Origin of the sequence: Halococcus salsus (genome assembly GCF_009900715.1) — an archaeon.
GTDB classification, from domain to species: domain Archaea; phylum Halobacteriota; class Halobacteria; order Halobacteriales; family Halococcaceae; genus Halococcus; species Halococcus salsus.
Map to the genome: position 1 here is coordinate 354,828 of NZ_JAAAJC010000002.1, position 23,993 is coordinate 378,820.

The 23,993-nt window shown below is 68.3% G+C and carries 25 protein-coding genes and 1 tRNA gene; 7 read left to right on the top strand and 19 right to left on the bottom strand.

Going from position 1 to position 23,993, the window contains the following annotated elements:
- Positions 1-12: 12 nt before the first annotated feature.
- The gene (locus GT355_RS08905) at positions 13-231 is read left to right on the top strand and encodes a DUF7535 family protein (RefSeq protein ID WP_160134313.1); all 219 of its coding nucleotides are present in this window, start codon (positions 13-15) and stop codon (positions 229-231) included.
- Here GT355_RS08905 and GT355_RS08910 read toward each other — a convergent pair.
- A complete protein-coding gene (locus GT355_RS08910; RefSeq protein ID WP_160134314.1) occupies positions 221-1,207 on the bottom strand; it encodes an ornithine cyclodeaminase family protein in 987 nt (328 codons plus the stop codon). The genes GT355_RS08905 and GT355_RS08910 overlap by 11 nt on opposite strands.
- Positions 1,208-1,325: 118 nt before the next feature.
- On the opposite strand from GT355_RS08910, the gene GT355_RS08915 reads away from it, so the two are divergent.
- Entirely contained in the window at positions 1,326-2,144 is an 819-nt protein-coding gene (locus GT355_RS08915) for a hypothetical protein (protein ID WP_160134315.1), read from the top strand.
- Positions 2,145-2,158: 14 nt separating this feature from the next.
- Positions 2,159-3,028, top strand: coding sequence for a hypothetical protein (locus tag GT355_RS08920; protein WP_240145763.1), 870 nt, complete (start codon positions 2,159-2,161; stop codon positions 3,026-3,028).
- An 85-nt stretch (positions 3,029-3,113) separates the two neighbouring features.
- Here GT355_RS08920 and GT355_RS08925 read toward each other — a convergent pair whose 3' ends face one another.
- The 3 genes from GT355_RS08925 to GT355_RS08935 form a co-directional block, all read right to left on the bottom strand.
- On the bottom strand, positions 3,114-3,524 hold the full coding sequence (locus GT355_RS08925; RefSeq protein WP_160134316.1) for a hypothetical protein: 411 nt from the start codon (positions 3,522-3,524) through the stop codon (positions 3,114-3,116).
- A 145-nt stretch (positions 3,525-3,669) separates the two neighbouring features.
- Positions 3,670-5,319, bottom strand: coding sequence for a thermosome subunit beta (gene thsB, locus GT355_RS08930; protein WP_192927998.1), 1,650 nt, complete (start codon positions 5,317-5,319; stop codon positions 3,670-3,672).
- Between the two features lie 214 nt (positions 5,320-5,533).
- Positions 5,534-5,941, bottom strand: coding sequence for a DUF7383 domain-containing protein (locus GT355_RS08935; protein ID WP_160134317.1), 408 nt, complete (start codon positions 5,939-5,941; stop codon positions 5,534-5,536).
- Positions 5,942-6,149: 208 nt separating this feature from the next.
- On the opposite strand from GT355_RS08935, the gene GT355_RS08940 reads away from it, so the two are divergent.
- Positions 6,150-6,524, top strand: a complete 375-nt coding sequence (locus tag GT355_RS08940) for a tautomerase (protein WP_160134318.1) — start codon at positions 6,150-6,152, stop codon at positions 6,522-6,524.
- A 532-nt stretch (positions 6,525-7,056) separates the two neighbouring features.
- Here the strand turns inward: GT355_RS08940 and GT355_RS08945 are convergent.
- From GT355_RS08945 to mdh, 6 genes are all read right to left on the bottom strand, one after another.
- A tRNA-Ser gene (locus GT355_RS08945) sits at positions 7,057-7,137 on the bottom strand.
- Positions 7,138-7,162: 25 nt separating this feature from the next.
- Positions 7,163-7,366, bottom strand: coding sequence for a DUF7981 family protein (locus GT355_RS08950; RefSeq protein ID WP_120071961.1), 204 nt, complete (start codon positions 7,364-7,366; stop codon positions 7,163-7,165).
- On the bottom strand, positions 7,366-7,746 hold the full coding sequence (locus GT355_RS08955; RefSeq protein ID WP_160134319.1) for a Rid family detoxifying hydrolase: 381 nt from the start codon (positions 7,744-7,746) through the stop codon (positions 7,366-7,368). Before GT355_RS08955 ends, GT355_RS08950 begins: the two co-directional genes overlap by 1 nt.
- Before the next feature lie 60 nt (positions 7,747-7,806).
- Complete coding sequence (locus GT355_RS08960) at positions 7,807-7,956, bottom strand: 50S ribosomal protein L40e (RefSeq protein WP_120072049.1); 150 nt, start codon at positions 7,954-7,956, stop codon at positions 7,807-7,809.
- A gap of 52 nt (positions 7,957-8,008) precedes the next feature.
- Positions 8,009-8,512, bottom strand: a complete 504-nt coding sequence (locus tag GT355_RS08965; protein ID WP_160134320.1) for a DUF367 family protein — start codon at positions 8,510-8,512, stop codon at positions 8,009-8,011.
- A 37-nt stretch (positions 8,513-8,549) separates the two neighbouring features.
- Complete coding sequence (gene mdh / locus GT355_RS08970; protein ID WP_120071956.1) at positions 8,550-9,461, bottom strand: malate dehydrogenase; 912 nt, start codon at positions 9,459-9,461, stop codon at positions 8,550-8,552.
- A 201-nt stretch (positions 9,462-9,662) separates the two neighbouring features.
- Here mdh and ilvA point away from each other — a divergent pair, with 201 nt between their 5' ends.
- Positions 9,663-10,874 (top strand): threonine ammonia-lyase, encoded by a 1,212-nt coding sequence (gene ilvA, locus GT355_RS08975; RefSeq protein WP_160134321.1) that lies wholly within the window; start codon positions 9,663-9,665, stop codon positions 10,872-10,874.
- A gap of 63 nt (positions 10,875-10,937) precedes the next feature.
- The gene (locus GT355_RS08980; RefSeq protein ID WP_160134322.1) at positions 10,938-11,594 is read left to right on the top strand and encodes an Sjogren's syndrome/scleroderma autoantigen 1 family protein; all 657 of its coding nucleotides are present in this window, start codon (positions 10,938-10,940) and stop codon (positions 11,592-11,594) included.
- A gap of 349 nt (positions 11,595-11,943) precedes the next feature.
- Here GT355_RS08980 and GT355_RS08985 read toward each other — a convergent pair whose 3' ends face one another.
- From GT355_RS08985 to GT355_RS09000, 4 genes are all read right to left on the bottom strand, one after another.
- Entirely contained in the window at positions 11,944-14,439 is a 2,496-nt protein-coding gene (locus GT355_RS08985) for a DEAD/DEAH box helicase (protein ID WP_160134323.1), read from the bottom strand.
- 65 nt (positions 14,440-14,504) lie between these two features.
- Positions 14,505-15,095 carry a diacylglycerol/polyprenol kinase family protein gene (locus GT355_RS08990; RefSeq protein ID WP_160134324.1) on the bottom strand — a complete coding sequence of 197 codons (591 nt, stop codon included), beginning with the start codon at positions 15,093-15,095 and terminating at the stop codon, positions 14,505-14,507.
- Positions 15,095-16,849: a glycine--tRNA ligase gene (gene glyS, locus GT355_RS08995; RefSeq protein WP_160134325.1), complete on the bottom strand. Its 1,755-nt coding sequence runs from the start codon at positions 16,847-16,849 to the stop codon at positions 15,095-15,097. Before glyS ends, GT355_RS08990 begins: the two co-directional genes overlap by 1 nt.
- Positions 16,842-17,741: a CBS domain-containing protein gene (locus GT355_RS09000; RefSeq protein ID WP_160134326.1), complete on the bottom strand. Its 900-nt coding sequence runs from the start codon at positions 17,739-17,741 to the stop codon at positions 16,842-16,844. The genes glyS and GT355_RS09000 overlap by 8 nt, the downstream gene beginning before the upstream one ends.
- Positions 17,742-17,892: 151 nt before the next feature.
- Here GT355_RS09000 and GT355_RS09005 point away from each other — a divergent pair, with 151 nt between their 5' ends.
- Positions 17,893-18,882: a HEAT repeat domain-containing protein gene (locus tag GT355_RS09005; protein ID WP_160134327.1), complete on the top strand. Its 990-nt coding sequence runs from the start codon at positions 17,893-17,895 to the stop codon at positions 18,880-18,882.
- A gap of 78 nt (positions 18,883-18,960) precedes the next feature.
- Here the strand turns inward: GT355_RS09005 and GT355_RS09010 are convergent, their stop codons facing one another.
- Genes GT355_RS09010 through GT355_RS09030 form a run of 5 tightly spaced genes read right to left on the bottom strand, consistent with a single transcriptional unit; the run spans position 18,961 to position 23,991 of the window.
- Positions 18,961-19,491 carry a DUF7529 family protein gene (locus GT355_RS09010; RefSeq protein WP_160134328.1) on the bottom strand — a complete coding sequence of 177 codons (531 nt, stop codon included), beginning with the start codon at positions 19,489-19,491 and terminating at the stop codon, positions 18,961-18,963.
- Positions 19,492-19,528: 37 nt separating this feature from the next.
- Entirely contained in the window at positions 19,529-19,954 is a 426-nt protein-coding gene (locus tag GT355_RS09015) for a DUF7555 family protein (RefSeq protein WP_160134329.1), read from the bottom strand.
- On the bottom strand, positions 19,954-21,288 hold the full coding sequence (locus tag GT355_RS09020) for an ABC transporter ATP-binding protein (RefSeq protein ID WP_160134330.1): 1,335 nt from the start codon (positions 21,286-21,288) through the stop codon (positions 19,954-19,956). The genes GT355_RS09015 and GT355_RS09020 overlap by 1 nt, the downstream gene beginning before the upstream one ends.
- Entirely contained in the window at positions 21,281-22,531 is a 1,251-nt protein-coding gene (locus tag GT355_RS09025) for an ABC transporter ATP-binding protein (RefSeq protein WP_160134331.1), read from the bottom strand. The genes GT355_RS09020 and GT355_RS09025 overlap by 8 nt, the downstream gene beginning before the upstream one ends.
- Complete coding sequence (locus GT355_RS09030; RefSeq protein ID WP_160134332.1) at positions 22,528-23,991, bottom strand: ABC transporter permease; 1,464 nt, start codon at positions 23,989-23,991, stop codon at positions 22,528-22,530. The genes GT355_RS09025 and GT355_RS09030 overlap by 4 nt, the downstream gene beginning before the upstream one ends.
- Positions 23,992-23,993 lie beyond the last annotated feature (2 nt).

The following is a 23,993-nucleotide window of genomic DNA, read 5'->3' on the forward strand; positions in this document are numbered from 1 at the left end:
GTAGGGTGGGGTATGAGCAGCGATGGCGACGCGGCGGAGGACGACTCGGGAATCAGAACGGTCACGCCCCTCTCCAGACCACACGGAAACACCGAGATGGACGTCATCGGCTGGGGGATCTTCGTCCTCCTCTTCGTGGTCGCACTGCCGGTGATCCCGCTGTTCGTGGTCTACTGGCTGCTCGATCGGGCGCTCGGCTCGGGCGACCGCCCCGAGGAAGCTACCGGCTGACGAACGCGAACGAGTCGACGTCGCCCGTCTCCTGGGCGTGCTCGTAGACCACGTGCGCGGTCGCCACGTCCTGGATCGCGAGCCCGGTGCTGTCGAAGACCGTGATGCCGTCGTCGTCGGTCCGACCGGGTCGGTCGCCGACCACGATCTCGCCCACCGCGGCGTCGATGTCGTCGTCGCCGATGGTGCCGTCGGTGTAGGGGATGCTGATCTCGCCCGAGTGCGTGGTTTGGTCGTGGTCGTCGATCACGAGTTTCGCGTCGGTGAGGATCCCGGGGTCGAGTTCCTGTTTCGCGGCGGCGTCGGCCCCCATCGCGTTGACGGGAGTGTGCGCGCCGAGCTGCTCGCGCGAGACGAGCGGCTCCGTGCTCGGGGTGACCGTCGAAAGGACGTCGCAGGCGGCGGCTTCGGCGATAGAGCCGCCGCGAACGTCGAAGCGGTCGGAGAAGGCGTCGACGAACGTCTCGATGGCCTCCTCGTCGAGGTCCGAGACCACGATCTCCTCGATGTCGCGGATCGCGGCGATCGCCTCGACCTGGGTGTAGGACTGGACGCCAGCGCCGACGAGCCCGAGACTTCTGGCCTCGGGGATCGCGAGGTGGTCGGTGGCGACCGCAGCGGCCGCGCCGGTCCGCTTCATCGTGACCTCGGAGCCGTCCATGATCGCGAGCGGCATCGCGGTCTCCGGGTCGGAGTAGATCATCGTGCCGATCACCGTGGGCAAATCGAACTTCTGGGGGTTGTCGGGGTGGACGTTGACCCACTTGATGCCGGCGGCGTCCCAGTCGCCGGCGTCCATGTAGGCCGGCATCGACCGGAAGTCCCCGTTGTACTCGGGGAGGTCGATGTAGGACTTCGCGGGCATCCGGGCGTCGCCACGTTCGTAGGCCGCGAAGGCCGCGCTCACGGCGTCGGTGACTTCGTCCATCCGGGCGTTCGCGTCGACCGCTTCACGGTCGAGCAGGAGGGTATCCATGCCGGGCGTTTCCGCGCGGTGGCAATAAGTGCCACCAGTTCTCCCGAGCGCGGTGGCCGACCACGGGAGGCGGGCGGGCCAACGAAAGAGGTTTGCGTCGGTGGTTTCGACCTCCAACATGCGCCGTACCGCCGGACTGGTTCTCGTCGTCGCCGTCGTGTTGGCCGGATGCAGCGGGGTCCTCGACGGAGGGTCCTCGGAAACGACGGGGCCGTCGACGGCGAACGAAACCACCAGCGGTGAACGGCTCGCGCCGGGGCTCACCGACGCCGGCGTGGTGAACGCGAGTGCGCTGGTCGCGGCCCACGAGTCGGTCCTCGGGAACCAGTCGTTCACCAGGACCACGAACGCGACCGCGCGAACCGCGAACGGGTCGGTGCTCGTCGACACGTCGAGCGTCGTCCGCGTCGGGCCGCCCGGCGAGGGGCTCGACTCGGTCGTCGAACAGCGCGGGAGCGCCACGTCGGTCGCGACCGGCGGGGTGCCCGCCCACCGTGAAGTCTGGACGGACGGCGGCCCGGTGTTCGTCAACAACACCTACGCCAACGGCACCACCCGCTACGAGCGACTCCCGGCGGACGCGAGCGGTCGGTCGGGGGCCGTGAGCGGCGGTGTCGAGTACGCCCTCGAAGCGTACGGCCCCGCGAACACCTCGGTGAACGAGCGCCGGTCGAACGGGTCCACACGCTACGTCGTCACGAGCGACACCAACGGGACGACGACCGGTGCTGAGTCGTCCCTCCGGCTGGTGGTCGACGAGCGCGGCGTCATCCACGAGCTTCGCACCGAAACGAGCCCGGCGGGGAACACGAGCAGCCCGCTCGTGCGAACCGCCGCCTTCTCCGGGGTCGGCACGACCGAGGTCCCCGAGCGCCCCGCGTGGGTCGGAACGGCGATGAACCGAACCGCACCGAACGGCACGACCGCGAGCGGATGAGGTGGCGGTCCGTAGTGGTCGTCGCCCTGGTGGTCCTCGCCGGCTGTAACGGCGTGCTCGACGGCGGCGACGGATCGACGGCGACGGTGACGCCCGCCGCGGTGCCGACCGACCGGTCGACGGCGACGGCCCACCCGGCGCTCGCGCCCGGCCTCACGCGTCGCGGGATCGAGGACCCCGACGCACTGCTGGCCGCGCACGCCGACGCGCTCGACGGTCGGTCGTTCACGACCCGCTCGAACACCACCGTCGAGTTCCCGAACGGGTCGGTCGCCGCTCGCGGCACGAGCACGACGTACGCGGGACCGTCGGGCGAGGCGGTTCGTCTCGTCCTCGACCGGAACGGAACCGACGAGCCGACCCGCATCGAGGCCTGGCAGCGCGACGGCGAGCTCCTCGTGAACCGAACGTACACGAACGGGACGACGACCTACGACCGCATCGCGGTCGGCGGCCAACAGCGGATCGGGACGTACGGTGCCGGGAGCCTCGAATACCTCTTCGACTCGACCAGCCTCGCCGGGACCTCGGTGGCCGAGCGGGCGCGCAACGGCACCCCCGTCTACGTCGTTCGGGGGCGCACCGAGGGGCAACTGATGGACGGCACGACGTTCCGGCTGGTCGTGGATTCGGATGGGCGGATCCAGCGCTATCGCGTGACCCGGGCGACGTTCACCGGTAACGAGTCCGCTACGGCGACGACCGTCGTGACCTACGACGACGTCGGCACGACCCCGCCGCCGGAACGGCCGGCCTGGGTCGATACCGCGCGGGAGCGGACCACGACGGTGCCGGGAGCGGTGACGACGACCGCACCGCGGCCGACGGATTCGAGCGCGACCGGGACGACGGCGGGATCCGAACGAACCACGACGAACCCGTAACGCCGGTGACGAAGCGTCGTTTCGACTGCTGGTCGGGTATCGAACGGGAGACTCGATGGACGAAGGACCGATAGTGCGGGAACGGTCAGGCGATGCGAGCGACGACACGTCGGGCGACAGCACCGACGACGGACCCGGCGACCCCGAGTCCAACGAAGATGGCGAGGATTCGGAGGTCCGTCGCCAGCGAGACGGGATAGCTGACCGGGCCGAGACCGGCATCGACGTGCATCGCGACGATCCCGCCGACCGCGAACAACCCCGTGATCAAGCCGCTGACGAGAACGCCGTCGTTGAGGTAGGCGCTGACCGTCGCGGCACCGAGGACGACGACGATCGGCCCGACCATGAACGGGAAGGTGTCCGGGAGCCCACCGAGCACTATCGCGGTGTAGACCAGCGTGCTCGCGAAGGCGAACGCACCCGCCAGAGCGGAGAAGCGTCGAGAGCGGTGCCGGTCACGACCGACGAGAACCGAATGGACGTTGTCACCCATACTCTCATCGTTTACCAGTCAGTGGTAAATACGTTCCTGCGCTCACCGGAGGCTCGACGTCCGTCGTCTCGACTCGAAAGAACGGTCGCAAGGGAGGGGTTCGCGCGCGGTGCGTGGGTCGGGAGGTGGATGTCTCCGAACGCGGTTACATCATGCCGCCCATGCCACCCATCCCGCCCATTCCACCCATGCCGCCCATCCCGCCGGGCGCGCCACCGGGGCCGCCCTCGTCGCCGCCCGCGGTGGAGAGGTCGCCCGCCGCGATGATGTCGTCGATCTTGAGCACGAGGTTCGCGGCCTCGGTGGCGCTGGAGAGCGCCTGCTCCTTCGCGTGGGCGGGCTCGACGACGCCCGCCTCGAAGGTGTCCTCGACGTCGCCGGTGAAGACGTTGAGTCCCGCACGACCCTCGCCGGATTCGTGGGCCGAACGGAGCTCGACGAGCGTGTCGATCGGGTCGAGACCCGCGTTCTCGGCGAGCACGCGGGGGACGAGCTCGATCGAGTCGGCGAACGCCTCGACGGCGAGCTGCTCGCGGCCGCTCACCGAGTCGGCGTACTCGCGGAGTCGGGAGGCGAGTTCGACCTCGATGGCACCGCCGCCGGGGAGCACGCGCCCGTCGGAGACGGTCTGGGCGACGACTTCCAGCGCGTCGGTGATGCCGCGTTCGAGCTCGTCGACGACGTGGTCGGTCGAGCCGCGGAGGAGCAGCGTGACGCCGTGGGAGTCCTCACCCTCGACGTAGAACAGCTCCTCGTCCTCGTCACGAGTGATCGAACCGTGGCCGAGGTCGGCCTCGGTGGCGCTCTTGAGGTCCGAGACGACGTTCGCCCCGACGACCTCCTTCAGGAACTCGATGTCGGACTTCTTCGCGCGGCGAACGGCGAGGATGCCCTCCTTCGCGAGGTAGTGCTGGGCGAGGTCGTCGATGCCCTTCTGACAGAAGACGACGTCGGCACCGGTCTCCTTGATCTGTTCGACCTTCGCCTTCAGCTGGTTGTCCTCCTGGTCGAGGAACTGCTGGAGCTGGTCGGGGTCCGAGAGGCTGACCTGGGAGTCGACGTTGGCCTCCTCGACCTCGACGGCCTCGCTGAGGAGCAGGACCGAGGCGTCCTCGACGTCGGTCGGCATGGTGTCGTGGACGGGGTCCTTCGAGACCACCGCACCCGAGAGGAGCTCGGAGTCGGGGACCGCGCCGCCGGTCTGGGTCTCGATGTTGACGAACTCGAGGTCGACGACGTTCTCGCCGACGTCGTTCTCCACCGTGACGTTCTGGACGGCCTCGACGATGAGGTCGGCGAGCTGTTCCTTGTTGGCTTCGGCCCCTTTGCCGGTCATCGAGGTCTCGGCGACCTTCCGGACGCGCTCGGTGTCGTCGGCCTCGACCTGCTCGGCGATGTCGGCGATCTCCTCGCGGGCCTGCTTCGCGGCGTTGTCGTAGCCCCGCATGATCGCCGTCGGGTGGATGTCCTGCTCGATGAGCTCCTCGGCGTTCTTCAGGAGCTCGCCCGCGACCGCGACGGCGGTCGTCGTGCCGTCGCCCGCCTCGTCCTCCTGGGTCTCGGCGACCTCGACTATCATCTCGGCGGTCGGGTTGTCGATGTCCATCTCGGTGAGGATGGTGACGCCGTCGTTCGTTACGGTGACGTCCCCCATCGAGGAGACGAGCATCTTGTCCATCCCCTTCGGCCCGAGCGTCGAACGGACCGAGTCCGCGACCGCCCGCGCCGCGTTGATGTTGTGCGACTGGGCGTCCCGGTCCTGAACGCGCTGGGCGTCGTCCCCCATGATTATCATGGGCTGGCCCTGCATTCGCTGACTCATGATTCACCGATTGATTGTCTGTGATTCTATATAAAAGCACCTATTCCGTGCGAACGTGTCGTCCCCGTCTCCGAACCAGAGGCCGGGAAAACCCGGGGACTGCGTGGAAACGGGTCGTTTGTCGTGCGGATCGGTAACGTACCGATGGAGAGCGGTGGACGGCTCTCGAACGGAATTTATAACCGGTCTATCGGTCGAGCGGTTCCTTCCAGTGGATGACCACCGAGCCGACCACGAAGTCGTCACGGGCCTCCGCGTCGCGGACGAACTGGATCGTGTTGGTGCCCTCGACGAGTTCGGCCCCCGTGATGGTGTCCATCCAATACTGCCAGCCCGGCGATGGTGGTACGTCGAACCCCGAGAGGGCGTCGCCGTTGACCATGATCTCGTGGCCGTAGTCGCCGACCTCGAAGAGCTGACATTCGAGGTACGGTTCGGTGGAGCTGTCGGTCGGAACCTCGAATTCGAGCTTCGAGGACCGGTGATTGCCGACGAACTCCGCCCACGGCACGTCGAGGCCGTCGGCGCTCTCGCCGAGGTGTTCCTGGAAGTTCAACACCGTGTAGGTCGCGTGGGTTCGCGTGGGATCTGCCATCGTGCGGAGGCTTGCGGGCCGGGGAATTAAGCCCGTTGTCTGTCCCACCCCGACCCGGTCGTCGTGTGCAGCTCCGTCGTAGCGTCCGTGCGCTCGGCGCTCACGTCGTCACGTTCCACTCCGACCGCCGACACGCTGCGACGCTCGTTCGAAGCGACCTCCTCGCGGTCGCCAGAACCGATAAGCACCGACCGGATCGAGTCGTGCTATGCCGTTGTTGCAGTTCGACACGACGTTGTCGCTGTCGGGGACCGAGAGAACCGAGTTCGCCGAGCGGGTCACCGAATGCTACACGGAGGAGATGGAGACGACCGCCGGTCACGTCGCGGTAACCGTTCGAGACCACGACGAGTCGGCACTCCACCTCGGTCGGGCCGTCGACGGCCCGAAGCTGTTCCTCGACGCCGAGATCCGCCGTGGACGCTCGTTCGAACGCAAGCGGGCGTTCGCTCTCGCGGTCATGGAGTACGCTCGGGATCGGTTCGACGTTCCCGACGAGAACATGAAGGTCGTCTTCACCGAGCACCACGGCGACGCGATGATGGGCGTGGACCGTGTCGGCGGCGAGTGGGACGGTGAGTGAGTACCGACCGGATCCACCGCTCGGCGAACCGCTCCTTGCACCTACTCACGAAGTTCGCGAGAACACGGTCGCAGCGAAGCTGCTCCCTGCTTTGCCTCGTGGTTCGAGAGAGCGAGACTCTCTCGTCATCACGAGACGGCTCCGCCGTCTCGAACGACTTCGCTCGGCAAAACACGGTCGCAGCGAAGCCGCTCCCTGCTTTGTCTCGCTCTGCTCGACAAAACGCCGGGACGGGGATTTGAACTCGCCCGGACGTGCTCACTTCGCTGCGCGCGCCCGGTCTGCACAAATCCCGTCGTTTGCGCTTCGCTCCACACGTCCGTTCGTCGCAGAAGCGTGGTCGCAGCGAAGCTGCTCCCCGTACTCGCTCACAAAGTTCGCGAGAACGCCGGGACGGGGATTTGAACACGGTCGTTCCCGCTCGCTATCTGGAGATGTTCGCTTCGCTCACATCTCCCACCGCTCGCTCACCTCCCTGCACAAATCCCCGTCGGTGGCGATTTGACTCCTCACGTGCGTTCGTCATCAAATACGCCGGGACGGGGATTTGAACCCCGGATCCCAAAGGGAACACGCTTTCCAGGCGTGCGCCTTACCACTCGGCCATCCCGGCTCAGTCGTTCTACCCGAGTCGGCGGTTAAGCCCTTTCGCTCCGCACCAGCCAGGTCTCGAGGACGTAGCTCGTGGCGGCCGTGACCACGCCCACCACGACCGCGAGCCCGAGTTTCGGGGTGAGACCGATCCCGAGCCCGCCACCGAGTTCGGCGGCCTGAACCAGCACGAGGAAGCCGAGCGCACCGATCACGCCCCACAGCAACCCGGATTTCGTTCGCGGGCGCACTACGAGCGCGTCGCGATCGCCTCGATCTCGACGCCGACACCCTTCGGCAGCGCACCGGCCTGGACCGCGCTCCGGGCCGGGGGCTCGTCGTCGAAGTAGGTCGCGTAGGTCTCGTTCATCTCCTCGAAGTCGTCGATGTCGGCGAGGAAGATGGTCACCTTCACGATGTCGTCGAGTCCGACCCCCGCTTCGTCGAGTACGGCACGCACGTTGTCGAGCACGAGTTCGGTCTGGTCGGCTATCGGGGCGTCGGCCTTCGACTCCCCGTCGGGAGTGAAGGGGATCTGACCCGCGGTGAAAACGAGGGAGTCGGTAGCTGCGGCCTGGCTGTACGCGCCGACCGCCGCCGGGGCGTCGTCGGTCTCGATGGTTCGCTTCATGCCCGAGGATCGACGCCGACCGACTTAAACCTCGGCGAGTCCGGACGACCCGAGAGCCGTCTATGCGCTCCGGCGCTCGCGGGCCTTGCGTCGGAGCTTCTTGTAGCCACACTTCCGGCAGCTGTTCGCCCGCGGGGGGTTCCGTGCGTTGCACCGCATACAGATCTGCTTGGCGAGGAGGCGCTCCTCCGCCGCTTCGAATCGTGCCATGTGCTCCATCGCGGGTCAGTGGGGTTAAGGGTTTTCGAAACGCCGGATCGGCTCAGTCGGCCTCGGCGAGGTACTCGGACTGGACGGCGACCACCTCGGCCGAGTCGGCACACGCGGCGTACCGCCGGAGGGGCTCGTCGTTGAGTTCGAGGAACGTGTGCCCCCACCGGAACTTCGAGAGGAGCGCCTCGGCGACGTCGCGTTCGCCGAGAACGCAACACGCACCCGCGAGCGCCTCGGCGGTGGTGAGCTGGAAGGGCGTACCGTAGTTCACGGGGTTGGCGGCGACGAGGAACGGCAGCGCACGGTGGGGGCCGCGAAGCGAGAAGCGCTCCGCGTCGGCGGTCTCCCACGAGCAGTCGAGGGCGACCAGCCGGTTGTCGCCGTCCCGGCGGTCGGCCGGCGAGAGCGCCTGCTCGGCGTGGGGATCGAGGACGATCCCCGACGGCGTCTCGCGGGCCGAGCGGTGGAGGGCGACGAGGTCGAAGCGCGCGAGCTTTCTGGCCGTGCACTTCTCGGGGTCGTCGTCGCCCTCGTACCGGACGTGACACTCCACGGACGGGGTTCGCGGCTCGAAAGGAAAACGGGTCCGATTACGCGATCGAGTCGTACTGGTCGGCGAGCTTGTCGGCGGCCTGACCGAGCTGTTCGCGTTCGTACTCCGAGAGGTTCCAGTCGACGACCTCCGCACCGTCACTCGTGAGTTTGACCGGCACACCGAGCCCGACGCCCTCGTGGCCGTACTCGCCCTCCAGCACCATCGAGCCGGGGAGGACGGTGCCAGTGTCGCGGACGATGGCCTCGACCATGTGGCCGACGCCGGTGGCGGGACCCCACTGGGTCGCGCCCTTGCGCTCGATGACGTTCATCGCGCTCTGCTGGAGCGACTCGAGGATGTCCCCGCGCTCGTCGTCGGAGAACTCGGGGTCGGTCCCCTCGACGCGGACCTTCGAGAAGACGGGCACCTGCGCGTCGCCGTGCTCGCCCAGAATGCTGGCCTCGACGTTCGTGACCTCGGTGTCGAAGCGGTCGGCGAGCACGTACCGGAACCGTGCGGAGTCGAGCCGACCGCCGAAGCCGACCACGTGTTCGCGCGGGCGGTCGCCGGTCTCGTAGAGGTGGCGGTTCAGCAGGTCCATCGGGTTCGAGGTGGTCACCGAGATGAAATCGTCGGTGTGCTCGGCGAGCGAGGACTCGATGTCGGCGATGATCGGGGCGTTGTCCTCACCGAGGTCGAGCCGGCTCTGGCCGGGCTGGCGCGGGATCCCCGCCGTGATGACCACGACGTCCGAGCCCGCGGTGTCCTCGTAGGTCCCCTGACGGATCTCGGTGCTGGTGTCGTAGGCGATCCCGTGGTTCGTGTCGGCGGCCTGCCCCACGGTGGTGTCCTCCTGGTCGGGGATGTCGACGAAGACGATCTCGTCGGCGACCCCGCGCAGGGCGATGTTGTAGCCCGCCGCCGCACCGACCGTGCCCGCCGCACCGACCACGCTGACTTTCACCATATCGTTTCCTGTAACCCTCGGCGCGGGCTAAAGGGCTTCGGAACGCACAGTTTCGGCCACCGGTCACGACACCTTCACTTTCACCCCGCTTTCGTGGGGTTGAAGTCGGTACCGGGCGGAGGTTCGACGCGTCACACGCGTCGGCGGCCTCTCCACCGCCGTTTTCACCAGAGCTATACCGGCGAGCGGCGCAGACGGCACATGATCGAACTCGCCGACGTCCGCGACGCCCGCGAGGTGGTCGCCGGCGTCGCCCGCCACACTCCGCTCGAATACTCCTACTCGCTCTCCGACCTCTCCGGCGCGTCGATCCACCCCAAGTTCGAGATCTTCCAGCGCACCGGGTCGTTCAAGATCCGGGGCGCGACCAACCGGATAGCCAGCCTCTCGCCCGACGAGCAGGCGGCGGGGGTCGTGACCGCGAGCGCCGGCAACCACGCCCAGGGCGTCGCGCTCGCCGCCACGCGTACGGACGTCGACAGCGTGGTCGTGATGCCCGAACACGCCCCGATCGCGAAGGCCAGCGCCACCGAAAGCTACGGCGCGCGGGTCGTCCTCCACGGTGAGGATTACGACGAGGCCCAGGCCCGCGCCCACGAGATCGAACGCGAGGAGGGCCGGACCTACGTCCACGCCTTCGACGACCCGCTCGTGATGGCGGGCCAGGGGACGATCGGGCTCGAGATCATGGACGACCTCCCCGAGGTCGATACCGTGGTGGTGCCGATCGGCGGCGGCGGGCTGATCTCCGGGATCGCGACTGCCGTGAAGGGGATCGACTCGGATATCCGAGTGATCGGTGTGCAGGCCGAGGGGGCATCGAGCGTGGCGGAATCGCTCGAAAAGGGCTCCGTGCACACCCTCGATGGAGTCGACACCATCGCCGACGGCATCGCGACGCGACGGGTGGGCGAACGGACGTTTTCGGTGATCGAAGAGCGCGTCGACGAGGTCGTCACCGTCTCGGACCCCGAGATCGCGGTGGCGATCACGACGCTGCTCGAACGCTCGAAAGCCCTCGTGGAAGGGGCGGGTGCGGTCCCGATGGCCGCGGTCCTCGCGGGCGCGTTCGACTACGAGAAAGACGAGGTCATCGTGCCGGCGCTCTGCGGAGGCAACATCGACCTCAACATGTTGCGAACCGTGGTGATGCGGGGGCTCGTGGAATCCGGTCGCTACCTCCGACTCCGGACGACCCTCAAGGACCAGCCCGGTTCGCTCGAACACCTCATCGGTATCATCGCCGGCCAGCGCGCGAACATCTACGCCATCAAACACGACCGAACCTCGCGCGACATCGGGATGACCGCGACCGAGGTCGAACTCGACCTCGAAACCCGGGGCCGCGAGCACGTCACGGCGCTCATCGACGAACTCGAAGCCAACGGGTACGCCGTCGACGTACTGGTCTGAGTCGAACTGGGGAACACGCGCGTACCCACAGTCCTTTTTGAATCCCGTCCCGTCGAGGCGAGTATGAGCGAATTCGACAAGGAAGCCGAGCGCAAGAAGCTCGAAGAACGCTTCGCCGAGGAGGAAGAGGACCGCGAGACCACCGAGCGCATGAGCGAACTCCTCCTCCAGGGCGCGACGATGACCGACACCCACTGCGACGAGTGCGGCAACCCCCTCTTCCGCTACGACGGCCAGACCTTCTGTTCGTCCTGCCAGCGAACCGTTCAGGAGGCCGACACCGCTGGACACTCGACCCCCGAGAACGCGACTGCCGACGCCGCAACCGAACCGGCGGACGCTCCGTCTCCTACCGCCCCCACCGATCAGCAACCCGCTGGCGACTCACCACGCGATGGGTCGGCCGCCAACGGACAGCGACCACAGCCCCAAGAGCGAACCGACCCGTCGGGCCCCGCTGCAGCGCCGGCCCAGGGACAGAACCCACCGTCGGCACCCGTGCAGACGCCGGACGAACCTCGTACCCAGAACCAAACGGACACGAGCCAACCGGCGGAAGCCACGGACGGCCTCGCGGCGACCGAAGCCTCGCTCTCGCGTACCCTCCGCCAGCAGGCCGCCGCCGCCGAACGCGCCGAGGACCTCAGCCGAACCCGGAAACACCTCGCCGCCGCGCGCGAGGCCGCCGAGGCGCTCGACGCGGTTCGGTCCGCGCGATAAAAACCCACCTTTTGCTGTCGTTCGGAAGGCGCGAAGCGCCTTCCGTGATGACGAGACGGCGAAGCCGTCTCGAACCACGGTCGGCCGCGAAGCGGCCTCCCTGGCAAAATGTGGATCAAAAGCCTCCTCCTTCCTGTTAGTCAGTCGTCGGCCCGCTCACTCGCCTCCGGCTCGCTCGCGGCACAATCACTAACCTCCAGCACCGCCTCCGCCGAAGCCCTCGCGCTCCCTCCGGTCGCGCTCGCCCTTCATCCACCAGGCTTGCAACCGAACCGCCGACCGCGACCGCCGCGGCCGCACCGCACAGCCGCCGCGCCGCTGCCGCACCACATCCACCGCCACACGGCACCTACGGCTCGTAGTCGCTCCCGATGACTTCCCGAATTCGTTCGGCGGTGACTTGGCCCACACCCGAGACCTCCAGCAGGTCGTCCTCGTTCGCGATCATCACGCCTTCGACCGTGCCGAACTCGTCGAGCAGCGCCCGCGCCGTCACGGGCCCGATGTCCGCGATCGCGCTCACGACGTACTCCTGCTGTTCGACGAGGGTTTTGGAACCCTTCTCGCCGTGGACGCTGACCTCGCGGTCGTCCAGCTCCTGTTCGCGACCCGCGATGACGTGGAGCAGGTCGGCCGTATCGGCCTCGTCCGTCGTCCGAAGCACGCTCGCACCGAAATCCACGGCCAGCGACGCGAGCGCCCCCCGGATGGCGTTCGGGTGGACGTTGCGCTCGCCGTAGAGGTCCTCGCCCTCGATAACAACCACTGGTCGGGCGTAGTGGCGCGCGGCATCGCCGACCTGGTCGAAGAGGGACCGATCCCCGCCGGTGAGCGTATCGAGGAAGTCGCTCACCGACTTGCGCTCGACCACCACCCGGTCCGAGAGCACGTAGTCACCGACTTCGAGGGTTTCGAGCCGCGTCTCGCAGTCCTCCCGCGTCGAGAGGTCGCGCGCGATCGAGGCGTCGAGTTCGCGCTGGTCCACGACGATCTCGATGGTCTCGCCCTCGCCGGCCGCGGTCGCGACGATTCCCTCGCTCTCGTCGGACGGTTCGTCCTCAGCCGATTGCTCCCCGGCCGACTCGTCCCGCTCCGCCGTCTCGAGTCCGTCCGCGTCCGACTCGCTTCGATCCACGTCGGCCTCGTCGGTCGTCGGCGGACCGAAGGCCGTCAGCCCCGACTGGCCGCCGTCGCCCGCGGTCGTCGCTCCCGCGTCGGACTCGGTGGCATCGGTGTCCGCCACGGGGCTCGGTTCGCCCCCGAACGCGTCGAGCCCCTGCTGGGCGAGCTCGGACTCGATCTCGCCCGCCGAGTCCTTCAACCGCTGGAGTTCGTCGGTCATCGTCGACTGCTCGTGGCGGGACTTCCAGAAGTAGGCCTCGTCGCGGGTGTCCTCGGCGAGCAGCACCATCACCCGACCCTCGGCCTGCCGACCCGTCCGGCCCTTGCGCTGGATCGACCGGATCGCGGTCGGCACGGGTTCGTAGAAGAGCACGAGGTCGACCTCCGGCACGTCGAGTCCCTCTTCGGCGACGGAGGTCGAGACGAGCACTTCGAACTCGCCCGCTCGAAACGCATCGAGGGTCTCCTGCTGTTCGGTCTGGGTCATCCCATCGGAGCCCTCCTTGTCGCCCTGCCCGACGAACTTCCGCGTCTCGAAGTGCGCCCCCAAAAACTCGGTGAGGGTCTCGGCGGTGTCCCGGGACTCGGTGAAGACGATGACGCGCTCGCCGCCCTCGATCCCGAGACACTGCGCCAGCAGGATACGAGTTCGGCGGAACTTCGGGTGGAGGTCGTCGTAGCTCTCCGCTTGCTCCATCGCCTCACGAACCTTGGGGTCCGAGACCAGCCGCTGGCTCGCCTTCGAGGCACCCGACGAGCGCGCGGCGTTGCGCTGGCGCTCGAAGTAGCGCCGGAGGGACTCCACGCTCTGGGTCTCGGCGAGCGTGACCGCCCGCCGGAGCTTCATCACCTCGGCGTGGACGCTCATCCCCTCGTAGCCCTCCGACTGGTCGTTGTCCATCAGTTTCCGGAGCTCGCCGCGCATCCGGTTGAGGTCGCGCTGGGAGACGTCGGCGCTCGTGGTCCGGGTCACGCCGAGTTCCTTCAGTCGTTCTAGTCGGGTCTCGATCACGGCCACCAGCGAGTCCCGGATCGCGAGGATCTCGTCGGGCAGCGTCACGCGTTCCCACTCGACGTCGGTGTTGTGGGTGTATTGGGCCACGTCGGCGTCCTCTTCAGTCATCACCGCCACCGAGGCGAGGCCGAGGTTCTCACAGACGGACCGAATTCCCTCCTCGTTGCCGCCAGGCGAGGCGCTCATCCCGGTCACGAGCGGGTTCTCGGCGTCCGCGTGGTAGCGCTCGGCGATGTAGTTGTAGGCGTAGTTGCCGGAGGCGCGATGGCACTCGTCGAAGGTGAGGTGGGTCGTGTTCGAAAGGTCGATCCGGCTGCCGATGAGGTCGTTCTCGACTACCTGTGGCGTGGCGATCACAATCTGCGCGCGCTCCCAGAGGTCGGCCCGGTCGTCGGGGCTGACCTCCCCGGTGAAGACCGCTATCTCATCGTCGGGGATCGTCAGCGCCTCGCGGTAGAACGCGGCGTGCTGGGTCACGAGGGGTTTGGTCGGCGCGAGCAGGAGCGAGGTGCCGCCGACGTCGGCGAGCCGGCCGGCGGTCACGAGCAGGCTCACGGTCGTCTTCCCGAGGCCCGTCGGGAGGCAGACGAGGGTGTGCCCGCTCGCGGCCGAGCGCGCGAGGTCGACCTGGTAGCGCCGGCGTTCGAGCACGCCCGGTTCGACCAGCGGGCGGTCGATGGACTCGATCTCGTCGGCGGTCGCCGTCATTGGGCGGTCTACTACCGTCTCCCGAATAAGGGTTCGCAGACCCGAGCGGAAGTGAACTCACCCACTCAGCCCAAAACGGTCGGCACCGCTCCCCCCGTGACCCAGAGCCCGAGCGCGATACCGACCGCCGCCAACACGGGTATCGAGGCGTTGTCGTCGATGACGTAGCCCCAAAGCACGGGTTTGACGCCGTCGGCGAACGTCGCGGCGGCCGCACCGAGCACCGCCGGGAGGAGGGGGACGAACGGGAAGGCGAGCACGAGACAGACCGCGAACGTGACGACGATCACCGAGGCGGCCTTCGTGGCCCGGAGTTCGCCCGACCCGAGCAGCCCACTGATCGGGTCGGCGACCATCAACATCAACACCGCCGGAAGCGCGACCCGGGGTTCGAAGACCAGCACCACCGCGGTCGAGGCCAGTACGTAGAGCGCGTAGCCCGCGAGGTTACGCTGTTCGTACTCGCGGGTGAGCACGTCGTAGAGCCGCCAGTCGAGCCCGACGAACAGTCGAACCGCTTCGAGACCGATCGTGACGAGGGAGGCGACGACGAACGTCCAGCGGAGCTGGGCGTAGCTGAGGACCCCGAGCAGGTAGGCCCCGGGGAGCACCACGCCACTCATGTGGACCGCACGCCGCGCGACCTCGTTGGCCATCAGCCCTCGAACGGTCCGCCCGCCCGGAGCGCCGCGAGCCGCGCGGGGAGCTCCGCGATCGGGACCCGTGTCTGCTCGGTGGAGTCGCGCTCGCGGAGCGTCACGCTACCGTCCTCGAGCGAGTCGTAATCAACGGTGACGCAGTAGGGCGTCCCGATCTCGTCCTGGCGGCGGTAGCGCCGCCCGATGTTGCCCGAGTCGTCGTAGGTCACCGCGAGCCCCGCCTCACGGAGGTCGGCGGCGACTTCGCGGGCGCGCTCGCCTAATCCATCCTTGTCCATCAGCGGGAACACGCCGACGAACGTCGGCGCGAGGTCGGGTGCCAGGGAGAGGTAGCTCCTCGACTCGCCTTCGACCTCGTCCTCGCGATACGAGTGGTCGAGCACGGTGTAGATCAGCCGGTCGACGCCGAACGCGGGTTCGATGACGTGTGGCGTGACGTGTTCGCCGGGGATGGTCTCCTCGCGCACCGCGAAGCCGGTCTGCTCCGTCGGCACGGTATAGCTCTCGCCGTCGAGTTCGACGCTCACTTCTGCACCTTCGAACGCGGCCGAGTCGCGCTCGGCGAGTGCCTGGAGTTCCTCGGCGACCCGGCCAGCGTCGGAGCCGAACTCCGGCCCGAGGTAGCTCATGTCGGGGTCGACGGAGGGTCGTTCGACGGTCTCTGGCTCGTCGTAGGCCTTGAACACCGTGAACTCCTCACCGGAGTGGTCGTCGTGCTGGGAGAGGTCGTAGGTCCCCCGGTCGGCGAACCCCGTGACCTCGATCCAGTTGCCGTCGAGTTCGGTCTCGGCGTCCCAGCAGTCGGAGGCGTAGTGCGAGAGCTCGTCGCCGAGGTGCTGACGGTAGCGGAATCGGTCCATGTCGACGCCGATCGACTCGTACCACTCCGCGGCGACTCCGAGATAATAGGCGATCCAGTCGTTCGCGACAACCCCGGTGTCGAGCGCCTCCTGTACGGTGAGATGCTCGATCTCGCCATCGTTCTCCTGGGCGGCCGCCGAGTAGAGCGGCAGCGAGACGTCCGCGACCCGTTCGACGGGCGGGTGATCGGTCTCCGGGTCGTAGAACTGTTCGAGTTCGGCCATCGCGAGCTCTCGGACGCGGATGATCGAGCGCCGAGGGCTGATCTCGTTGCGGTAGCCGGTCCCCACCTGGGCGACCCCGAACGGGAGCTGGTTTCGGGCGTACTCGGCCAGTCGGGGGAACTCCACGAACATCCCCTGGGCCGTCTCGGGTCGAAGGTACCCCGGCGACGAGGAACCGGGACCGATGTTGGTCTCGAACATCAGGTTGAAGCCCGAGACGGGTTCGCCCGCGAGTGGGGTTCCACAGGAGGGACACGCGATGTCGTGCTCGGCGATCAGCTCGCCGATCCGGTCGGTGCCGAGCGCCTCGGCCTCCTCGATGTCGGTGGCGCCCTCGACGAGATGGTCGGCCCGGTGGCTGGTCCCACACTCCGGACACTCGACGATCATGTCGTCGAACCCGTCAAGATGGCCCGAGGCCTCGAAGACGGGTTCGGGCGTCACAGTAGGTGACGAGATCTCCATGTGGCCCTCGCGGGTCACGAACCGCTCGCGCCAGCTGGCTTCGAGGTTGCGCTTCAGCGCCGCGCCCTGCGGGCCGTAGGTGTAGAAACCGCTCGCGCCGCCGTAGGCCTCGTTCGCGGGGAAGTAGAAGCCGCGTCGTTTGGCGAGTTCGGCGAGGGTCTCGGCGTCGACGCCCGCCGAAGCTGACCCCGTCTCACTCATCAACGGCCTCCAGGAGGTCGATGTCCCGGACGATCCCGGCGAGCTCGCCGCCGCTCACCAGCGGGATCTGCTCGATGTCGTTCCGGAGCATCTCCTGGGCGGCCTCGCGCGCGGTCCGGGTGGTCCCGACGCTCACGACGTCGCTCGTCATGAACTCACAGACCGGGTCGGCGGGTATCTCGACGTTCCTGGTCGGGAAGTAGCGCCCGCCGACCGCCTTGATCCCCTCCCACTTCCAGTCGGCCTCCTGGTCGGCGATCGACTCGCCGGTCTCGGCCTCGCCGTCGATGACCCGCGCCACGTCGAGGACGTCGACCTCGGTGAGCACGCCACACATCTCGCCCTCGTCGTCGAGCACCACGCCGTAGGGGACCCCCGAGTGCGAGAGCTCGCGCTCGGCGACCGTGAGCGGCGTGCCGGCGTAGACGGCGTTCACGGTCCGGGAGGCGAGGTCGCCGACCTGGGTCTCGCCCGCGACCTCGCCCTCGGCGATCGCCCGGATCACGTCGGTGATGGTCACGATACCCTCCAGTCGACCGTCCTGCGGGCTCTGTCCGCTCGATCCCGAGGCGTGCTGCGCCTCGCCGTCCACCACGGGCACCCGGCGCGCGCCGGTCTCGACCATCAACTGCGCCACGTCCTCGATGGTGGCGTCGGCGGTCGTGGTCGGGCCGTCCTCGACGAGGAGCGCGAGCTGATCCTCGTCGGGGTGTTCGATCAGGGTCTGACGCGAGACCAGCCCCCGGAACTCCTCCTCGTCGCCCTCGCCCTTCACCACGGGAACCGAGGAGAAGTCGCGTTCCTGGAGGTATTCGAGCGCGTCGTCGCGGGTGCCGGGGATGGAGACCGTGACGAGCGCATCGCGCGGCGTCATCGCGTCGGCGACGTTCATGATGGACCCACTGGGCCGCCCACGTACAAAGTCGTTACACTTCCCGTCCCGCGTGGACCGAGCGCCGCGAACGCCGCCGAACCGATCGATGGTCGACCGGTTCGGCGAAGGGTTTTCACGTTCGCTTTCGGACCCTCCCCCGGAGTCAACCGTGACCGAGGAGCCAGCGGAGACCGGGTCGTGTTCGTTCGCCGACGCGCTCGAACGCGGTGGCGAGGTGCTCGCCGCCCACGCCACAGCCCTCCGGACCGCGCCCGTCGAGACGCGAAAGCGGCGGGTGCAGGCGTTCGAAGCCGCCGCCGAGGACGACCCGCACTCGGTCGCACCCGTGCTCTCGGCCTGCGAGGAGCTGCTCGTCGACGACGGCCGCGCGGTCCGGCTCTCGACCGCGAAACTGTTCGTCGCCGTCGCTGCGGGCGACCCCGATTCGGTCGTGCAATCGGTCCCGGCGCTAGCCGCCCGTCTCGCCGACGACGAGGAGTTCTACTACGTCCGCGCCCGGTCGGCCGAGGCCCTCGGCTACGTCGCGCTCGCCCAACCCGAAACCGTCGCCTCGCCCGCCGTGCTCGCCGACCTCCGGGTCGGCCTCTCGTTCGAGGGCAGTGAGGTCCGTGAGAAGCTCGCGAAGGCGCTCGAACACGTCACCCTCGGCGACCCCGACCGTCTCCGCCATCACCTCCCGGACCTCGCGGCCCACCTCGACGACGGAAGCGCGCTCGTGCGCTACCACCTCACGACCGCCCTGCTGGTCGTCGGCTGTGTCCATCCCACGGCGCTCGCCGACGTGACCGAGGCGCTCCTCGCCCGGTTCGACGACGAAGAGCCACACGTCCGCGGGCGGGCGCTCGAAGCCTACGGCGTGCTCGCCCGGTCGTCGGGTGACTCACCCGTCGACGCGGCACGACTCGTCTCGTTCGCCGACGACGAGTCGTTCGTCGCCCGTCGCGCCCGGTTCGCGACCGCCGCGTCCGACGAGGGAGAGGACTCTTTCGAGGACATCGGAACCGTCGCGGCGGTCGGGAGGACCACCGAGGCGGCCGTCGCGGCGATCCGCGCGCCCGACGGCGAGTGTCACCACTGCGGGGTCGCGCTCCCCGAACCGGGGCCGCCGATCTGTCCACGGTGTGGCGCGCCGCGCTGAAGCCCCGACGGCCGGTGAACGGTCGCGGACCCCGTCACCGGACGGCGTGGACGAACGGGTCCCGAGCCGGTGGTCGGCCTACTCGCCCGCGGTGAAGTCGGTCGCCGGGAAGAACTTTCCAGGATCGTCGTGTTCGAACGACCCGACGGGCGTGCCGTCGAGCTTCTGGAGGTGGGTGTACATGACCCCGGCATCCTGGACGGCGCTCAGTAGCGACCGCGACGTCCGGCGCTCGAACCCGCCCGCGACGAAGACCGCCGTCTCGGTGTCGGGGTCGGTGAGCACCGTGACCAGGAAGACCTGGCCGCCGGCCTCGTTGCGGTAGACGTCGTAGCGCGGGAACTCGCCGGCCTCGATCGCCGTCGCGACGTCCTCGGCGCGGTCGCCGGGGATGACGTAGACCAGCCCGAACCGTCCTTCGACGCCGCTGTCCGGCGGTTCGGGGGCGGTGTGGCCCGCCGGGACCGTGATGGTCTCCCAGCCCTCGTCGGCGTACTCCGCCGCGAGCGCCTCCATGTCGTCGAGCGTCGCCGCCCACGCGTTCTTGAGCGCGTCGGCGTTGGCCGTGACGCGGTCGGCCGAGTCGGGGTCGTCGCTGATCTCGGGCATGTGCCGGGCCAGGGACCCAGGGGATAAAGCCCCTCGGCTACACCGTGACGCCGAAGACGGTCTCCAGCGCGAACGAGACCGCGAGCATCAGGAGGCTCGAGAGGAAGAGCTTCGCGGCCGGCGAGAGTCGGTCGTCCGGGACCAATCCGTAGCGCCGGAGCGGCGGGGCCCGCTGGACGGCGGCCTGAAACCGGCTCTCCTCGCGTCGGCCGGCGGAGCCCTCGTCGTCCTTCCACGGCGGGGTCGGGCGGAGCCACAGCGTCGAGACCCCGAAGACGAGGAACCCGGCGAAGAAGAGGGCGTACTTCACGCCGACCAGCCCCCACCCGAGGGGGAGGCTCACGACCGCCGCGGCCGCCGCGACACACAGGACGACCACGACGGCGTACGTCGCCGCGTCGAGCGCCTGGCGTGCGCGGTGGGCCGCCGATCCGACCGGCGGCCGGCGGTCGGGGTGGGCCATCAGCCCTCGAAGACGGTCCGGTCGAAGACGTCCTGGGGCTCGTCGTGGTCGGGTTTGTGGCGGTGACAGAGGCTCACCCGCCCCGCCGAACTCACCTCGTGGTGGGCGGGGGTCTCGGCGTCGCACTCGCTCCCGAACTCGTCGAGGAGCGTTGCGAGCGCCGCCTCCTCGTCGTCGTCACGGACATGGGATTCGGCCTCCTCGATGTGGCGCTGAACCTCGGTGGGGACCTGGACGTCCCCGAAGACCTCCTCGTTGATCTCCTCGATGTCCGAAAAGCGGGTCTCCATCCCGAGGAGGCTCCGGGCGCATTCGGAGAGGCTCCGGTCGGCGCGCTCTCGCTCGCGGAGGATCTCCTGAAACACCTCGATCCGCTCCCAGAGTTCGTCGTCGGCGTCGCGGTACTTCTCGGGGCGGATCTTCGCCGGACACCGCGTGCTGAACGGACAGCCGGCGGGCGGGTCGCGCGGCGACGGCGGGGTCCCCCGGAGCGTGATCCGCTCCTTGTCGGTGTCGGGGTCGGGTTCCGGGATCGCCGACAGCAACGCGTGGGTGTAGGGGTTCGCCGGGTCCTCGAACAGTTCCTCGGCGGGGCCGACCTCCATGATGTTCCCGAGGTACATCACGGCGACCCGGTCACAGATGTGGCGCACCACCGAGAGGTCGTGAGCGATGAAGAGGTAGGTCAGCCCGAACTCGTTCTGGAGGTCCTCGAGGAGGTTCAGGATCTTCGCCTGGACCGAGACGTCGAGCGCGCTCACGGGTTCGTCGAGCACGACGAACTCGGGTTCGAGCGCGAGCGCGCGCGCGATCCCGACCCGCTGGCGCTGCCCACCGGAGAACTGGTGGGGGTATCGGTAGTAGTGTTCCTCGCGGAGCCCGACGGTTTCGAGGAGTTCGCGCACGCGCTGGCGACGGTCCCGGGGTTCCTTCCAGTCGTGGACGTCGAGGGGTTCGCGAACGATCTCCCCGACGGTCATCCGGTCGTTGAGGCTCGACTGTGGGTCCTGGAAGACGATCTGGGCGTTGCGTCGCCAGTCCTTCAGGTCCGAGCCCGAGAGCCGGGTGACGTCGGTGCCGTCGAACAGCACCTCGCCGTCGGTCGCGGTTTCGAGCTGGACCAGGGTTCGCCCGAGGGTCGTCTTCCCACAGCCGGATTCGCCAACGAGGCCGAGGGTCTCGCCCCGGTCGATCGAGAGGCTGACGTCGTCGACCGCCTTCACCGGCTCGTTCGAGAGCAGCCCGCCGTCCTCGTAGTAGGTCTTCAGGTTCGAGACCTCGACCAGCGCCTCGCCGTGCTGGGTGCCCTCCTCGCGCTGGACGGTCTCACTCATCGACCGTCACCTCGCTGGCCTCGCCACGGTCGCGGTGGGTCTCGACCGCCTCCTCCCGCGAGACGTCCTCGGGGTAGAGTAGACACGCCGCGGTGTGGTCGGTCGCGGCGTCGTTCACCGACACCGAGACCGGGTGGACGGCGTCGCACTCGGCGAACGCCTCGGGACACCGCGGCGCGAACCGACAGTAGGTCGGCTTCTCGTTCGGCGTCGGTACGTCGCCCTCGATCGTCCGGAGGCGCTCCTCGCCGACGTTCCGGCCGGGGATCGATTCGAGCAACCCCTCCGTGTAGGGGTGTTTCGGGTTCGCGAACACCTCGCCGACCGGCGCGGTCTCGACCACCTCGCCCGCGTACATCACGTTGAGGCGGTCGGCGACCTCCGCCATCACGCCCATGTCGTGGGTGATGAAGACGATCGAGAGACCGCGTTCCTCTTGGATCTCCTCGAGGAGTTCGAGGATCTGGGCCTGGATCGTGACGTCGAGCGCGGTGGTCGGCTCGTCGCAGATCAGGAGTTCGGGTTCGCAGGCGAGCGCCATCGCGATCACCGCGCGCTGGCGCATGCCACCCGAGAACTGGTGGGGATACTCGCCGATCCGTCGTTTGGCGTCGGGGATCGAGACGGCTTCGAGGAGGTCCACCGCCTTCTCGGTCGCCGCCTGGCCGCGGAGCCCCCGGTGGAGCCGGAGGGCCTCCTTGATCTGGTTCCCGACGGTGTAGACGGGGTTGAGCGAGCTCAGCGGGTCCTGGAAGATCATCGCGATCCCCTTCCCGCGGAGCTTCCGCAGCGCCGCCGGCGACGCGCGGGTGATCTCGACGTAGCCCGCCGCGGGCTCGTCGCCGTCCCACTCCTCGACGAAGACGAAGTCGTCCTCGCCGATCGCGTCGGCGCGTTCGTCGTCGGAGAGCCCCGACACGTCGACGGTTCGTCCGCCGAACGAGTTCGCGAGTCGCGCCACGGTGGCGGGGTCGCGAAACCGGATGGAGCCGTCGAGCACCCGCCCCGGTGACCGGGTGAGCCCCATGATCGACCGCGCGGTCACCGACTTGCCCGAGCCGGACTCGCCGACGATCCCGACGGTCTCGCCGTCGTGGACGTCGAAGCTCACGCCGTCCACCGCTCGAATGGTCTCCTTGTCCGTGAAGAAGGCGGTTCGCAGGCCGTCGACCGAGAGGACCGGTTCCTCGTCGCGACGGTCGAACCGGAGGGTGTCGCCCGTCGCGTCGGTGCCGGTGCTCACGCGCCACCACCCCCGGCGATGGCGGCCTCGCCACCGTCGGTACCTTCACTCTGTGGGTCGAGCGCGTCGCGGATGCCGTCGCCGAACGCGTTGAACCCGATGACGATCAGCGTGATCATGATCCCGGGGATCAACGAGATGTGCCACGACGCGGTGGCGACGTAGGGCTGCCCCGAGGCGACCACGGTCCCCCACTCGGGAGTCGGTGGGGTGATGCCGAGCCCGACGTACGACAGCCCCGCGACCGAGATGATGATCCCGCCGAGGGTCAGCGAGGCGTAGATCAGGAGATAGCCAGTGACGTACGGCAGCATGTGCTTTTGCATGATGGTCCGGGGTTTCTGCCCGAAGCTCCTGGCGGCATCGATCCACTCCTCTTCGGAGACCTGGAGCGAGGGACCACGGAGCGCTCGCCAGAAGAACGGCCAGTACGTGAGCGAGAAGATGAGCATCAACATCACCGCCCCGTTGTAGAGGTTGGCGAGCCACGTGCCGGAAAAGACCGCCGAGGCGAGGATCAAAACCAGCAACACCGGCAGCGCCTGGATCGAGTCGCTGACGATCACGGTGGCGAGGTCGGCGAGCCCCTTGTAGTACGCCGTCAGCATCGCGAGGATACTGGCGATGCCCGCACTGAAGAGGAGCGAAACCAGTCCGATCATCAACGACACCCGGGCTCCGGCCGCCATGTACGTGAAGAGGTCCTTTCCGTTGGTTATCGTCCCGAACGGATGGAATCGTTTGTAGTCGTCGTAGGTCCAGGGACCGACGTTCTCACCGCCGGCACCCTGGGAGGTCGACCCGAGGTTCGCGGTCCCGACGGTGACGTTCTGTACCGTCTCCGTTTCTTCGTCGTAGTACTTCGTGTAGTGGGTGTAGGGGTTCTGGATGTTGGCGTCGACCGTCGTCGGGCCGAGCGCCGGCGCGAACAGCGCCATGATGAAGAACGTCAGCACGAGCACGAACCCGAACTGTCCCCATCGGTGGCCCCGGAGCCGGTCGACGACGTCGTCACGGGGCGTCCAGTCGGCGTAGCGGTAGTGCTCGCGGAACCAGCGGTAGCCGACCCAGAACCAACCGAGCCAGACGAACGCGTAGACGTAGATCAGGACGACCCGGATCAGCCACGCGTACTTGGGTTCGAGCCCCAGGAAGGTCCCGGTCCACGCGCCCGTCCCCCCAGGCTGGAAGCCGTCGTTCGGGATCAGAGCACGCGAGAGCAGCGTGGGGATGCCGGCGGCGGCCTCGCCCGCACTCGCGAGCGCGGCAGCCACGGGGTTCGGCGCGAGCGGGCCGAGACGGGCCACGGTCAGGAGGAGCTTGATGACGACGCCGACGACCGCACCGAGTTCGAGGGCGAGTAGGACGACCGCGCCGAGGAGCCACTTGAGCGCGGGTCGTGGGTTCGCGGCGATGCGTTCACGGAGCGGTTTCTCTTCGTCGAGAGGTGTATCACTCATGG